This window comes from Epilithonimonas arachidiradicis (assembly GCF_003610695.1).
Lineage (GTDB): Bacteria > Bacteroidota > Bacteroidia > Flavobacteriales > Weeksellaceae > Epilithonimonas > Epilithonimonas arachidiradicis.
Genome location: NZ_RAQH01000003.1, coordinates 285,884 through 300,184 on the forward strand (window position 1 = coordinate 285,884; position 14,301 = coordinate 300,184).

Annotated in this window: 12 protein-coding genes; 8 read left to right on the plus strand and 4 right to left on the minus strand. The window is 37.8% G+C overall.

Annotated features, from left to right (window positions below; translation table 11 throughout):
* Window positions 1–220: 220 nt before the first annotated feature.
* From BXY58_RS07140 to BXY58_RS07175, 8 genes are all read left to right on the plus strand, one after another.
* Window positions 221–1,342 (plus strand): endo-1,4-beta-xylanase, encoded by a 1,122-nt coding sequence (locus BXY58_RS07140; RefSeq protein WP_120213140.1) that lies wholly within the window; start codon window positions 221–223, stop codon window positions 1,340–1,342.
* A gap of 186 nt (window positions 1,343–1,528) precedes the next feature.
* Entirely contained in the window at window positions 1,529–2,503 is a 975-nt protein-coding gene (locus tag BXY58_RS07145; protein ID WP_120213141.1) for a glycoside hydrolase family 43 protein, read from the plus strand.
* Between the two features lie 187 nt (window positions 2,504–2,690).
* Window positions 2,691–4,721: an alpha-glucuronidase gene (locus tag BXY58_RS07150; protein ID WP_120213143.1), complete on the plus strand. Its 2,031-nt coding sequence runs from the start codon at window positions 2,691–2,693 to the stop codon at window positions 4,719–4,721.
* Window positions 4,722–4,835: 114 nt separating this feature from the next.
* The gene (fsa, locus tag BXY58_RS07155; protein WP_120213144.1) at window positions 4,836–5,489 is read left to right on the plus strand and encodes a fructose-6-phosphate aldolase; all 654 of its coding nucleotides are present in this window, start codon (window positions 4,836–4,838) and stop codon (window positions 5,487–5,489) included.
* Between the two features lie 4 nt (window positions 5,490–5,493).
* A complete protein-coding gene (locus BXY58_RS07160; RefSeq protein ID WP_120213146.1) occupies window positions 5,494–6,339 on the plus strand; it encodes a transketolase in 846 nt (281 codons plus the stop codon).
* A gap of 292 nt (window positions 6,340–6,631) precedes the next feature.
* Entirely contained in the window at window positions 6,632–7,597 is a 966-nt protein-coding gene (locus BXY58_RS07165; RefSeq protein WP_120213148.1) for a transketolase family protein, read from the plus strand.
* Between the two features lie 369 nt (window positions 7,598–7,966).
* Window positions 7,967–9,151: a galactokinase gene (galK, locus tag BXY58_RS07170; protein WP_120213150.1), complete on the plus strand. Its 1,185-nt coding sequence runs from the start codon at window positions 7,967–7,969 to the stop codon at window positions 9,149–9,151.
* Complete coding sequence (locus tag BXY58_RS07175) at window positions 9,135–10,181, plus strand: UDP-glucose--hexose-1-phosphate uridylyltransferase (protein WP_120213269.1); 1,047 nt, start codon at window positions 9,135–9,137, stop codon at window positions 10,179–10,181. Before galK ends, BXY58_RS07175 begins: the two co-directional genes overlap by 17 nt.
* 129 nt (window positions 10,182–10,310) lie before the next feature.
* Here the strand turns inward: BXY58_RS07175 and BXY58_RS07180 are convergent, their stop codons facing one another.
* From BXY58_RS07180 to BXY58_RS07195, 4 genes are all read right to left on the minus strand, one after another.
* A complete protein-coding gene (locus BXY58_RS07180; RefSeq protein ID WP_120213152.1) occupies window positions 10,311–11,372 on the minus strand; it encodes a nucleotidyltransferase domain-containing protein in 1,062 nt (353 codons plus the stop codon).
* A gap of 1 nt (window position 11,373) precedes the next feature.
* Window positions 11,374–11,853 (minus strand): hypothetical protein, encoded by a 480-nt coding sequence (locus BXY58_RS07185; RefSeq protein WP_120213153.1) that lies wholly within the window; start codon window positions 11,851–11,853, stop codon window positions 11,374–11,376.
* A gap of 14 nt (window positions 11,854–11,867) precedes the next feature.
* Window positions 11,868–12,617, minus strand: coding sequence for a nucleotidyltransferase domain-containing protein (locus BXY58_RS07190; RefSeq protein ID WP_120213154.1), 750 nt, complete (start codon window positions 12,615–12,617; stop codon window positions 11,868–11,870).
* Window positions 12,618–12,694: 77 nt separating this feature from the next.
* Window positions 12,695–14,086, minus strand: a complete 1,392-nt coding sequence (locus BXY58_RS07195) for an RtcB family protein (RefSeq protein ID WP_120213156.1) — start codon at window positions 14,084–14,086, stop codon at window positions 12,695–12,697.
* Window positions 14,087–14,301: the final 215 nt, after the last annotated feature.

Sequence of the window (14,301 nt, forward strand, 5' to 3'; positions counted from 1 at the left end):
GAGCTCCGTTCAAGCCGGGCTGCGAGATTCAGCATAAAAACAAATTTTACCATTAAAGACAATATGGGTTATTCTTTAGATTTAGAATTTTAATAAAGAAAATAAAAATAGCAAAAGCTCCGTAGGAGCGAACTGTTAATAGCCAATATATAAGATAAGCCATCAAGCCTCGTAGAGGCGACCTGTTAAAGTTTCAGGATAATTAATAAAAAAATTAACAATGAAAAAAATAGCCGCATTATTAGGAATTTTAGCCTTGACCGTTTCCTGCAAAACAGCAAGTTCGGCATCCTCAAAAGATTCCCTGAAAGATGCCTACAAAAATAAATTCTACATCGGAACCGCAATGAGCCTTCCGCAAATTGACGGTACTGATGTGAAATCGGATGAAATCATCAAAAAGCAATTCAATTCCATTGTTGCGGAAAACTGTATGAAATCAATGTTTATCCAACCTCAGGAAGGAAAATTCTTCTTTGGTGATGCCGATAAATTCGTGGAATTCGGAGAAAAAAATAAAATGTTCATCATCGGTCATACACTGATTTGGCATTCACAATTACCAAGATGGTTTTTCGTGGACAAGGACGGAAAAGATGTTTCGCCCGAAGTTCTGAAACAGAGAATGAAAAGCCATATTTCAACGTTGGTCGGCAGATACAAAGGTCGTGTAAAAGGTTGGGATGTGGTAAACGAAGCGATTATGGAAGACGGAACATACCGCAAAAGCAAATTTTACGAAATTCTCGGCGAAGAATTCATTCCACTCGCTTTCCAATATGCGCAGGAAGCTGACCCGAATGCCGAACTCTATTACAACGATTACAACGAATGGTTTCCGGAAAAAGTAAAAACCGTTACCAAAATTGTTAAAAATCTAAAATCCAGAGGAATTCGCATTGATGGAGTCGGAATGCAAACCCACGTAGGATTAGACAATCCAAAACTGGAAGAATACGAAAAAGCAATCACAGATTACGCAGCGGCCGGAGTAAAAGTCAATGTTACCGAAATGGAAATCAGCGCTCTTCCTTCACCTTGGGGAACTTCTGCCAACGTTTCCGACAAAGTAGAATATGAAGCAAAAATGAATCCTTACACCAAAGGATTACCTGAAAATGTGACGAAAGAGTGGGAAAACCGCTATCTCGATTTCTTCAGACTGTTCCTGAAACATCAGGATAAAATAAGACGAGTGACTTTGTGGGGCGTTACCGACAATCAATCCTGGAAAAACGATTTCCCTGTAAAAGGCAGAACCGATTATCCGCTGCCATTCGACAGAAATTACCAGGCAAAACCAGTTGTAGAGAAATTAATTCAATTAACGAAAGAAAAATAATTATTAAACCACAAAAGTAACAAAAGACTTACTTTACAGTTAAGAGCATCAAAAGAACAAAAAAGCAAAACGTCTACTGCGGCTTCCTTTTTTGAACTTTTGATTAGCTAAAATTTTCAATCATTTCTTTTGTGTCTTTTGTGGTTAAAAAATAAAATCTATTATCTAAATATCTAAACTATAAAAATGAACAAAGCAAAATACCTTTTCCCAAGCGATTATATGGCAGACCCTTCCGTACACGTTTTTGAAGGGAAACTTTACATTTATCCATCACACGACCGTGAAAGTGGCATTGAAGAAAACGACAACGGCGACCATTTCGATATGAACGACTATCACGTTTTCTCCCTTGATGATGTGGAAAATGGCGAAGTTACGGACCACGGCGTTGTCCTTTCGGTGAAGGATATTCCTTGGTCAGGGAGACAGTTATGGGATTGCGATGTAGCTTTCAAAAATGGCAAATATTATATGTATTTCCCTTTGAAAGATAAGAACGATATTTTCAGAATCGGGGTTGCGGTGAGCGATAAACCTTACGGACCATTCGTTCCTGAAAAACATCCGATGATGGGAAGTTACAGCATAGACCCTTGTCTTTTTGAGGATAACGGAAAGCATTATATGTATTTTGGAGGAATCTGGGGCGGACAATTGCAACGTTACAGAAATAACAAAGCATTGGAATCTGCCATCCTTCCTGCCGATAATGAGCCTGCCATTTCATCAAAAGTCGTAGCTTTAAGTAATGATATGCTGGAATTTGGCGAAGAACCGAAAGATGTCGTGATTTTGGACGAAAACGGAAATCCTTTGCTTCACGGTGACAAACACCGTTTTTTTGAAGCATCCTGGATGCATAAATACAATGGAAAATATTACTTTTCTTATTCCACTGGAGACACGCATTTGATTTGTTATGCAACAGGCGATAATCCTTACGGTCCGTTTACTTTTCAGGGCGAAATTTTAACGCCTGTTGTAGGTTGGACCACGCATCACAGCATTGTGGAATTTAAAGGGAAATGGTATCTGTTTTTCCACGATTCTGTTCCAAGCGGCGGAAGAACGTGGTTAAGAAGTATGAAGGTTATTGAAATTGAATACGATAACGACGGTAAAATCAAAACGATTGAAGGCTTGGAAGACAATCAATAACTTCTACAACTTTGTCAAAGTTCAAAACTTTGACAAAGATTTTTTCATTAAAGAGAACCCGAAGGGTTCAACAAAAGTAGCCGTAGGTGAAACCTATGGAATATTAAAGATAAAGACCGAACCCGAAGGGTTCAACATCAATAGGCGTAGGTAGAACCTATGGAATTTAAAGCAAAAATTTAAAATAATGCAACATTTCCGACATTACATATTACTGTTTCTAATCCTTCCGTTAATAGCTTTTGCTGAAGACGGAAGTCAGTTATGGCTGAGATATCCGGTAAATCCAAAGCCAAGAAATATTGTGAATTCCAACAGTAAAAGTCCTACCATTGAAATCGCTAAAAAGGAACTCAATCAACATTGGGCAGGACAAGCTGTTGATTTAAAGATTGACAAATTTCCGGAAAATTATAAAGACGGATATAAGATCGTTTCTACTCCGAAAAAAATCAGCATTTTGGCAAAAACAGACTTAGGATTGTTGTACGGAAGCTATCATCTGTTGAATTTACAGCAGCAGAAAGCCGATTTTTCTAATCTGAAACTTGAAGAAAAACCTTCCTATGATGTAAGAATTCTTAACCATTGGGACAATCTCGACGGAACCATTGAACGTGGTTATGCCGGCCATTCGCTTTGGAAGTGGGAAGACTTACCTAATAAACTTTCGCCGAGATACGAAGAATATGCAAGAGCCAACGCATCCATCGGAATCAACGCAACAGTTCTTAATAATGTAAATGCTTCACCGAATATGCTTCGTGAAGATTATCTTAAAAAAGTCAAAGTTTTAGCTGATATTTTCAGACCTTACGGAATCAAAGTTTATCTGTCTGTCAATTTTTCTTCACCAAAAGTTTTGGGCGGATTACAGAATTCGGACCCGTTGAATCAGGATGTTCAGAAATGGTGGAAAGATAAAGCGGCAGAAATTTACAAACTGATTCCTGATTTCGGAGGTTTTTTGGTAAAAGCCAATTCCGAAGGCCAGCCCGGACCGCAGGATTACGGAAGAACGCACGCAGACGGAGCCAATATGATGGCAGATGTTTTGAAACCTTATGGCGGAATCGTGATGTGGAGAGCATTTGTTTACAGTCCAAGCAAAGAAGACCGTGCGAAACAGGCACATCTGGAATTTGTTCCTTTAGATGGAAAATTCAAAGACAATGTCATTATTCAGATTAAAAACGGACCTATAGACTTTCAACCGAGAGAAGCATTCAATCCACTATTCGGAGCATTGAGAAAAACTTCAGAAATGGTCGAATTTCAGATTACTCAGGAATATTTGGGACAGGCTAATCATCTGGTTTTTCTGGCACCGTTATTCAAAGAAACGTTGGACAGTGATACTTTTTCGGATGGGAAAGGTTCTACGATTGCTAAAATTACAGACGGAACCTTACGACCTGCAAAACTGACGGCCATTTCCGCTGTTGCCAATATAGGAGAAGATAAAAACTGGACGGGGCATCACTTTGCACAGGCCAATTGGTACGCTTTCGGACGTCTGGCCTGGAATCACGATTTGTCATCAAAACAGATTGCAGATGAATGGCTTAAAATGACTTTTACTAATAATAAAGACTTCGTAAATCCAGTCAAAGAAATAATGCTTACTTCACGTGAAACTGCCGTAGATTATATGATGCCGCTAGGTCTTCACCACATTTTTGCCGGCGGACACCATTACGGTCCGGAACCGTGGGGCGATTACAAAGGCGGAAGACCCGATTGGTCACCGGTTTATTATCATCAGGCTAATGCAGAAGGAATCGGATTCGACAGAACAAAAACCGGAAGCAATGCGGTTTCGCAATATTTTCCACCGCTTAACGAAATATATAATAACATTAAAACAACTCCAGAAAATTTGATTCTATGGTTTCATCACGTTCCTTGGGATTACAGGATGAAAGACGGAAAAACCCTTTGGGATGAGCTGTGCTATAAATATGATTTGGGTGTCCACGAAATGAGAGATTATCAGAAAACCTGGGACAAAATGCAAGCTTATATTGATCAGCAAAGGTTTTCTGAGGTTCAGGATAAACTGAAAATTCAGGCAAAAGATGCCGTTTGGTGGAAAGATGCGTGTCTATTGTATTTTCAGACCTTTTCCAAAAGACCAATTCCGTCTGATATCGAAAAACCTGTTCACCAGCTTGAGGATTTAAAGAAAATCAAGCTCAATATGGGACATCATAATTAATCAATCCATTTAAACTTAAACAAATAACTTTCTGAATCTTTTTGAGACAGGAAGTTGTTTGTTTTATAAATTAAGTGTAAATTTAACACTTAAATAAAATTAATAATATAATCTATGAAATTTTTTATTGACACTGCCAATCTTGATCAGATAAGAGAAGCTCAGGATCTGGGAATTCTCGATGGCGTTACAACCAATCCGTCCCTGATGGCAAAAGAAGGAATCAGCGGGAAAGAAGCTATTTTGAAGCATTACAAAGATATTTGTGAAATTGTAGATGGCGATATTTCGGCAGAAGTCCTTTCCACAACTTATGACGAAATGATCAAAGAAGGCGAGGAATTGGCAGCCATCCATCCGAATATCGTGGTAAAAGTTCCCATCATCAAAGACGGAATCAAAGCCATCAAATATTTTTCGCAAAAAGGAATCAGAACCAACTGTACCCTGATTTTCTCAGCCGGACAGGCTCTTTTAGCAGCAAAAGCAGGAGCAACTTATGTGTCACCATTCTTAGGAAGGCTGGATGATGTTTCCACAGACGGTCTTCATTTAATCCAGGAAATCAGAACCATTTTTGATAATTATGGTTTTGAAACCGAGATTCTTGCGGCATCTGTCCGTCACGCAATGCACATCATCAACTGTGCGAAAATCGGCGCCGATGTCGTGACGTGTCCACTGCCACCGATTTTGTCTTTGCTTAATCATCCTTTAACAGCAAGCGGTCTGGAGCAGTTCATCAAAGACTCACAAAAAATGCAATAAAAATATGCACGATATTTCAAAACTAAAAAGTATCGCTTCTCAGGTCAGAAGAGATATTGTAAGAATGGTTCACGCCTGCCAGTCGGGGCATCCGGGAGGTTCATTAGGATGCACAGATTTTCTTGTAGCTCTTTATTTTGATGCAATGAATAGAAAAGAAGGCTTCGATATGACAGGAAAAGACGAAGATGTCTTTTACCTTTCCAATGGTCATATTTCTCCTGTTTTTTACAGCGTTTTGGCGCACGCAGGATATTTCGACAAATCTGAGCTGGCAACTTTCAGAAAGCTGAATTCCAGATTGCAGGGACATCCGACGACGCACGAGCATCTTCCCGGAGTTCGTATTGCTTCCGGTTCGCTTGGACAGGGAATGTCCGTTGCCATCGGTCACGCAGTAGGTAAAAAATTAGATAAAGATCCGAATCTCGTTTTCAGTCTTCACGGCGATGGCGAATTACAGGAAGGGCAGAACTGGGAAGCCATTATGTACGCTTCTCACAACAAAGTTGATAATCTCATCGCAACGGTCGATTACAACGGTCAGCAGATTGACGGTCCAACATCCAAAGTACTTTCTCTCGGAAATCTTAAAACCAAATTCGAAGCCTTTGACTGGAAAGTACTTGAGGTAGAAAACGGAAACGATATGGAAGAAATTCTGAAAGTTCTGGACGAAGCCAAATCTTTAACAAGGAAAGGTCAGCCGATTTGTATTCTCCTGAAAACGGAAATGGGTTACGGTGTCGATTATATGATGGGAACTCACGCGTGGCACGGGAAAGCACCGAATGACGAGCAATTACAAAAAGCTTTAGATCAACTCGAGGAAACTTTAGGTGATTATTAATTTGAGAATTATTTGGGCAGCTTCATCCGTCTTCCGTTCCCGCTTTTTTGTGTCATTGCGAACGAAGTGAAGCAATCCACAGAACGTTACAGCGCGCAATGCCACAAAAAGAGCTCCACTCAAGCCGGGCTGCGAGAGATTCGCCGTTCCCAAAAAAATAAATTATCGATAAAGTCAGAAGATTAAATTTCTTAGCTGAGCGAAGCGCCTTTGCGAACGAAAAAATATCCTCAATAAGATAAAAAAATCTTTGCGCTCTTTGCGTTTAAAACAAAATCAACAGATTAATCAAATGAAAAAATATACCTACACAGAAAAAAAAGACACCCGCAGCGGTTTCGGAGCCGGAATGGCAGAATTGGCCGATAAAAATCCCGATGTTGTCGGACTTTGCGCTGACCTGATTGGCTCATTAAAATTTGAAAAATTCATCGAAAAAGCACCGGAAAGATTCTTCCAGGTCGGAATTGCAGAAGCCAATATGATTGGAATGGCAGCAGGTCTGGCAACGGAAGGCAAAATTCCGTTCACTGGAACATTTGCCAACTTTTCTACGGGAAGAGTTTACGACCAGATTCGCCAGTCAGTTGCTTACTCCGGAAAAAATGTGAAAATTTGTGCTTCCCACGCTGGCTTAACTTTAGGTGAAGACGGTGCTACTCATCAAATTTTGGAAGATATCGGATTGATGAAAATGCTTCCCGGAATGACGGTCATCAACACTTGCGATTACAACCAGACCAAAGCGGCAACCATTGCGATTGCAGATTACAAAGGTCCGGTTTACTTGCGTTTCGGACGTCCCGTGATTCCTGTTTTCACCGATGAAAATCAGAAATTTGAAATCGGGAAAGCCTGGATGGTGAATGAAGGAAAAGATGTTACGATCGTTGCAACAGGTCATTTGGTTTGGGAAGCCATCAAAGCCGGCGAAATTCTCGAAGAGCAGGGCATAGACGCAGAAATTATCAATATCCACACCATTAAGCCATTGGATTCTGAAGCGATTTTAAAATCTGTAAAGAAAACAGGTTGTGTAGTTACGGCAGAAGAACACAATAGGCTCGGCGGATTAGGCGACAGCGTTGCACAGCTTCTGATTACAGAATATCTTGCACCTCAAGAATATATTGCCGTAAACGACAGTTTCGGAGAAAGTGGAACACCCGACCAGCTGATGGAGAAATATGGTTTAACTGCAAATGATATTGTTGAAGCAGTGAAAAAAGTGATGAGCAGAAAATCAGAAAGTCTGTAATATTGCATTGTTAGAAAATGCGTTTATTACCACAAGGAACACGAAGTTCGCACAAAGGTCACAAGCTTTGTGCTCCTTGTGAATTCCTTTGTGCTCTTAGTGGTTAGAAAAGTGCTTGCAATTGCGTTTATTTTAAACCACAAAGGTCACAAATTTTGTGCTCCTTGTGAATCTCTTTGTGCTCTTAGTGGTTAAAAAGAAGGTCATCGAAACAGAAAAAGAAGAAGGTCTCGGTTATCAATATGAAATCCGTCACGCCACCAACAGTCTTCTCCGATTGAGCAGGACAGTCACCTGAACAGAAAACCGTAACTTTAATCAAAATTTAAAAATTTAAACTTTCCCATCAAAATATAATTTGCAGATTTTATGCAGGAGAAATTAATCAATTACACAAAAGAGGCCTTTCGGTCGGCTTTTGAATCGGAGCCGGAACGAATTTTTCTTGCTCCGGGAAGAATCAATATTATTGGAGAACACGTAGATTACAGCGACGGATTTGTACTTCCGGCTGCCATTGATAAACATATTTGTTTTGCCGTAAAAAAAACAGAAGATTCTAAAATCTCTTTTTTTGCCAAAGATTTCAACGATTCTTTCAGTTTTGATGTTAATGAAAAACAGTTTCCGGTTTCGCAGACCTGGGTCAATTATTTGTTGGGCGTTTTTAATGTCATTCAGGAGTCGGGAAAAGAAGTCGGAGGTTTGCAGATTGCTTTCAGCAGCACGATTCCGATGGGTTCAGGTTTGTCATCATCGGCAGCTTTGGAATGTGGGTTTGCTTATATTCTCAACGAAATTTTCGATTTACATTTAAATAAAAAAGAAATAGCGGTCATTGGTCAGAAATCCGAACATACCTTTGTAGGCGTAAAATGCGGAATTATGGACCAGTTTTCGTCAGTCTTCGGAAAAGAGCATAAAGTGATTATGCTCGATTGCAATTCTTTGGAACATCAGTATTTTGAAGCGAATATTGATGGTTACAGCTTAGTTCTTTTCGACAGTTGCGTAAAACATACCCATCTTACTTCCGGTTACAACGACCGAAGAAGAGATGTTGACAACGGCAAAAAAATATTGTGGGAAAAGTTTCCTGAAATACAAAAATTCAGGGATTTCAGTTTTGAAATGCTTGATGAGGCAAGAACAGAAATGGGTGAGATTTCCTACAAAAGATGTTACTATCTTCTCAAAGAAATCAAAAGGGTGGAAAAAGCTGCAAAAGCTTTATCAGAAGGTGATGTAGAATATCTTGGTCAGCTTTTGAATGAAACCCATTCCGGACTTTCGACCGAGTTTGAAGTAAGCTGCGACGAACTAGATTTTATGGTGGAAGAAACCTTAAAGGAAAATGGCGTTTTAGGAGCCAGAATTATGGGCGGCGGTTTTGGCGGTTGCAGCATTAACCTTATTAAAGATGAAAATGTAGATGATGTGATTTCAACAATTACAGATAAATATAAACAAGCTTTTGATATCGGAATGAAAGTTTACAGAGTGAAAATATCGGACGGAATTAATGAATACAAAGAAAATGAATTCGTCATTTAATCAAAAAAATCACCCCCACAGAAGATATAATCCGCTTTTGGACGAGTGGATTCTGGTGTCGCCTCAAAGAGCAAACCGCCCTTGGCAAGGACAGACCGAAAAAACTACGCAGGAACAGCTTCCGTCTCACGACCCGGATTGTTATTTATGCTCGGGAAATGTTCGTGTTAACGGTGAAAAAAATCCTGATTATAAAGGTGTTTATGTTTTTGATAACGATTTCGGTTCATTGATGAAAGACGATGTTGAGTTTTCTGAGGAAGCGTCGGATTTCTTTTTATTAAAACCCGAAAGAGGGATCAATCGTGTCATTTGCTTTTCAGAAAATCACAGTCTAACACTGCCTGAAATGGAAGTTGATGACATCAAAAAAGTCGTTGATGTTTGGCAAAATCAGTACGAAGAATTGGGAAATCTGGATTACATCAATCACGTTCAGATTTTCGAAAATAAAGGTCAGGTGATGGGTTGCAGCAATCCGCATCCGCACGGACAGATTTGGGCACAATCGTCGGTGCCATCTATTGTTGTAAAAACCCAGGGAAACCTTAAAAAATATTTTGACAAAAACGGAACTTCACTCTTGGAAGATTATGTGAAAAAAGAGCTGGAAATCAACGAACGAATTGTTCTTGAAAATGAGGATTTTGTCGCATTAGTTCCTTTCTGGGCAGTCTGGCCTTACGAAACGATGATCGTGAGCAAAAGAAAAATTGAAAATCTGGCTGAGTTCTCCGAAAAAGAAAAATTATCTTTAGCATCAATTATAAAAGATTTAACCACGAAATACGATAATCTTTTTGAGATTTCATTTCCATACTCGGCAGGAATCCATCAATCTCCGACCGATGAAAAACCGCATCCTGAATGGCATTTTCATATGCATTTTTATCCGCCTTTGCTGAGAAGTGCGGAAGTGAAAAAGTTTATGGTTGGCTACGAAATGCTCGCTGAAGCTCAACGTGATATTACGCCGGAGCAGAGTGCGGAGATCTTGAAGAATGTTTCAGTGATACATTACAAAAAATAATTTATTTATAATAAGGATAAATTATGAAGGTAAATTAAATCATTAACCTTCAGTTAAGTGTTGATTTTATATTTGTAATTGATATTCAAAACTTAAGATAATTCAAAGCTAAGGATAATTATATTGAGATTACTTTTGATATAATTCTTCCCTGATCTCAATTAATATTTTTTCAGCTTTTTCTTTATCTGGTAAATCTGGTAAAGAAGATCTATCAGCTAACAAATTCAATTCTTCTATTAATTGGTCAGCCAACAAAAGCAAATCATCATAATCCCAATTTCCTGCTTTGATATCCAAAAGCTCATCACGGTTTTTAACACGGATTTCAATCTTATTATTTTTGAAAATATTGACAGCCGATTGCAAAAGACGAATAGTATGCATCATATTTTTACTGTCATAATTCTTGCCGTGTTTTTGATTGGTATTGTATCGGTCATCATTTCTTTTCTCGACCCAATCCCAATATTCTTTATAGTTTTTGCAATAAATAGAGTAGGCATCCTGATTGAAAAACAAATAAGCTTCTTGCTTTTCTTCTTTTGGGACAGATGATAAACTGACTTCATTAGAATCTTCATTTTTGTAGATTCCACTGTAATTCTTATCTCCCAAGTCATCATAAAACAAAGCGAAAACACCTTTTGAATTGGGCATCTTTACCAAACCGCAATTTTCTTGTAAAGAGTTTTTTCCCTTCAACCAATCTTTTGCAGGAATTGAATTTGAATCTTCCAAAATTACACAAAAATCCAGAATTCCTTTTCGTTCTTTTTCAACAGGATTCACAATCTTTTTATTAAGTCCTCTTGCTTTCTGAATCTGAGTTGACGCATATCCACCAAAAGTATCTTTACAAAGTTTTGATAGAAAATCTTCCTGACGAAATTGATCCATTATCGGATTTTTGTAAAGAATACAATCTTCCGGCGTTGTTAATATTTCCAGAATATTTGGATTATTCTTTAATAAAAGTTCAGTGAATCTTCCAATCTCGTAATAGACAATATCATTAGTTGCATTTGAAACTTGTGGAATATATTCTAAACCAAAGAACAAATCTTTCGGTAAATAGAAAACACCTTTTATATCTGTGTCAGAATTTTCCGTCGCCAATCCGAAAGACTTGCTTCCGGAAATGGCCTCGAAAAGGATAAGGTTATTTTGTTTTAAAAAATCTATGGTCATTTTAGTTTTCGGGTATTAATTCTTTGCGTTTTTGTTTGGCAAAATCTAACAAAAATCTTTGCAGTTCTGAAAATTTAATTTTCCATTCTGTTTCAACTTCAAAATTAACATTTTCAACTCCTTCAATAAAAAAGTAATATAATCTCTCATTCCAATTGATGAAAATTTGTTGAGAACCAATATCAGATAAATATAGTCCATAATGAAAACTATAATAATCCTCAGGTAAAGGATTTAAATCTAAATACTTCAAAAACTCCCAAATTGTTTCAGGGATATTTTCTAAAATTTCATATTTACTCCCTAACTGAAAGCCAGAATAATATAAATATGCTTTTCCTGAATTCTCAATTAATAAATCGCAATTAAAAAGATACTTTGTAAATCCATCACCAAAAGAATAAGCAAAAATATAATCTTGCTTCATTCTCAATTGGTTATTCACATTGGTTCTGTATTGTGGGGTTGAATTAGTATCCATTTTTAATACAAATTTTATTTTTCTAATAATTCTACAAATATTCTTTCAGCTTCTGATTTATCAAGATTTCCTGCGCTCAAAGTTTTCGCTTTTTCTGAAAGTTTTTCTATTTCTGATTTAAGATATTTGAAAAGTTCCCAATCTTGAGCGTGGAAATACTTTTCTCCGTTTCCAGATTTTATATTCAGTAAAAATTGAACTTTATCGAATATATTTTCTGGTAACAAATCTAACATTTCGTGAAATATTACCGGCGGAAAAGTTCCTTTCTCAACAACCCATTTTGAGGCTAAAGTTGTCCTTAGACAATAGAAATAATCTTTAAGCTTCACTTTATCTTTATTACACGATTCCAAATATTTTTTACTTATTGATAAATAATGGAAAACTACTGAAACAGGAGAAAAAGCTTCTTTTGCTAAAGGTATCATCTTTTCCAGGAATGTATCATTTTTTATATAAAATATGTGTGAAAACAGATGCTCCAAAAGCGGAACGTTCGATTTGTTCAATAAATGAAAAGTCTTCTTCAAGTCCCAGCCAGAACCATCCAAATCCTCTTCGGTCATAAATTCTATTGTATCGCGCTTTTCCCAAGGCGAAAGATACCAATCTATAGGATGTTTGTATATGAAACGTATATCGTAATCGCTATCGGGAGAGGCAAATCCCCAAGAACGACTTCCTGATTCTATCGCAAAAAGTATCTCTATATTTTTCTCTTTTTCAAGAGTTTTTAATTTATCTATTATTTTTGTTTTCATTGTTTTTAAATTTCTAAGTGAGCGTGAAAGGACTCGAACCTATGACCGTCTGCTTAGAAGGCAGATGCTCATAAGGTTTATCTTTTCACAAAATACTTCTTCTTCTTCTTCTTCCAAGGTGCATTTTTCCCAACATCGCCAGCCATAATACAACCGTAAGGCATCACTTCATCTAGAACTTCGCAAAGTCCATATTCTTCGATTTGGGCTCTTACGTTTTTGGCACTTTTGTAGGCGCTAGGTAATTCGGAAATATCAATTTCGTTGGTGAAAAAGCGGATGTCCAGACCTTGGGTTTCCTCAGCAAAAACTTCCTCAATAGTTTTGTGCGCCAGAGATTTTTTATGAAAACTTCTGCTGAAGTTTCTCCCTGCACCGTGAGGAGCAAAACCTAAATTTCTGTCGTTCGTTGTCCCTTGGACAATCAATACAGGTTCCGCCATATTCAGAGGAATTAGTCTTGGACCTGTAATATCCGGCAAAAATTTGTCGTCCAGCGGTGTTGCTCCTTTTGCGTGGTAGAATAAATCTCCATCTCTGAATACAAAATTATGTTCGTTCCAATATCTGTTTAATTTTTCGATATTTAATTTGTCTAAAGTCGCATTATGAATGGATTCGTGGTTTTCTTTAGTCCATTTTCTGATTAATTGCAAAGCTTCCCAATATTGCTGTCCTTCCTCAGTTTCAAACGGAATCCAGGCGTTTTCCTTCAATGTTTCCGGCGAAAGTTCCATTCGGAAGCGGTTGGCGACTTTCATTCCTTTGTCGTATAACTTTGCACCAGGCGCTCTGGAACCGTGATGGGTCACTAGCATTGTGTTTCCCGTGTTTTTAGAAATTCCGACAAACAAAAAATGGTTTCCATCACCCTGAGTTCCCATATGCGAACGTGCGATGCTGATGAGGTTTTCGTCATTCAGGAAAAGATTTTCTCTGAAAGCATCCATCAATTCCTGAGACATTGGCATTTGCTCACCTCTTGGCCTTCCACCATAACCAAAATACGTGATAGAATGTGCTGCATCCAAAACATCTTTCGGATTCACTTTTCCAAAATCTGTCAACATCACAGAACAGCAAATATCTGCACTATGAAATCCGGGATGAATCGCATTTTTCGCCACCACAACACCGCCAACAGGAATATGTCCTTCAGGTCCAGTTGGACAAGCATCCGGCATAATAGCACCACCAATTAAAGTAGGTGTTTTCATCAAGACATTCATTGTGTTGATGACTTTTTCTACGTTGTCATTTTCGCTTTCATCTTCAGCTCTGATGTTGATGATGAATTCTGCAGGATTTTCTAATAAGGAAATCGGTTCTGGAGATTTAAATTGTTCCAGATATTCCTTCATTTGATTTTCGTCCAATTGATTTTTGTTAATATATTCCAAAGCTTCGGCAAACCATTTTTTCGGCGCGTATCCTAAAGCGATTAAATCATTTCCTGTAATTGTTTTCATTTTTGTTTGTTTTGATGATGCAAAGTAATTATGCAAGTGCGCAATGTTTTTGCGTTGTTGAAATTTTTTTTAATTATTTTTGATGAAATTTAATCTGAACCACAAAAGCCACAAAAATTTTCAGGTTTAATCTTTGAAATTCACAGAAGCAAAAGTTTTAAAACTAATGTGATCTTAAATATTAATAATGCTAAACTTGATTTGTTTAATTCTTA

Bases quoted from the DNA above. Each gene is read 5' to 3' on its own strand.
- BXY58_RS07140 (WP_120213140.1), top strand. From the start codon at position 221: ATGAAAAAAATAGCCGCATTATTAGGAATTTTAGCCTTGACCGTTTCC.
- BXY58_RS07145 (WP_120213141.1), top strand. From the start codon at position 1,529: ATGAACAAAGCAAAATACCTTTTCCCAAGCGATTATATGGCAGACCCT.
- BXY58_RS07150 (WP_120213143.1), top strand. From the start codon at position 2,691: ATGCAACATTTCCGACATTACATATTACTGTTTCTAATCCTTCCGTTA.
- fsa (WP_120213144.1), top strand. From the start codon at position 4,836: ATGAAATTTTTTATTGACACTGCCAATCTTGATCAGATAAGAGAAGCT.
- BXY58_RS07160 (WP_120213146.1), top strand. From the start codon at position 5,494: ATGCACGATATTTCAAAACTAAAAAGTATCGCTTCTCAGGTCAGAAGA.
- BXY58_RS07165 (WP_120213148.1), top strand. From the start codon at position 6,632: ATGAAAAAATATACCTACACAGAAAAAAAAGACACCCGCAGCGGTTTC.
- galK (WP_120213150.1), top strand. From the start codon at position 7,967: ATGCAGGAGAAATTAATCAATTACACAAAAGAGGCCTTTCGGTCGGCT.
- BXY58_RS07175 (WP_120213269.1), top strand. From the start codon at position 9,135: ATGAATTCGTCATTTAATCAAAAAAATCACCCCCACAGAAGATATAAT.
- BXY58_RS07180 (WP_120213152.1), bottom strand. From the start codon at position 11,372: ATGACCATAGATTTTTTAAAACAAAATAACCTTATCCTTTTCGAGGCC.
- BXY58_RS07185 (WP_120213153.1), bottom strand. From the start codon at position 11,853: ATGGATACTAATTCAACCCCACAATACAGAACCAATGTGAATAACCAA.
- BXY58_RS07190 (WP_120213154.1), bottom strand. From the start codon at position 12,617: ATGAAAACAAAAATAATAGATAAATTAAAAACTCTTGAAAAAGAGAAA.
- BXY58_RS07195 (WP_120213156.1), bottom strand. From the start codon at position 14,086: ATGAAAACAATTACAGGAAATGATTTAATCGCTTTAGGATACGCGCCG.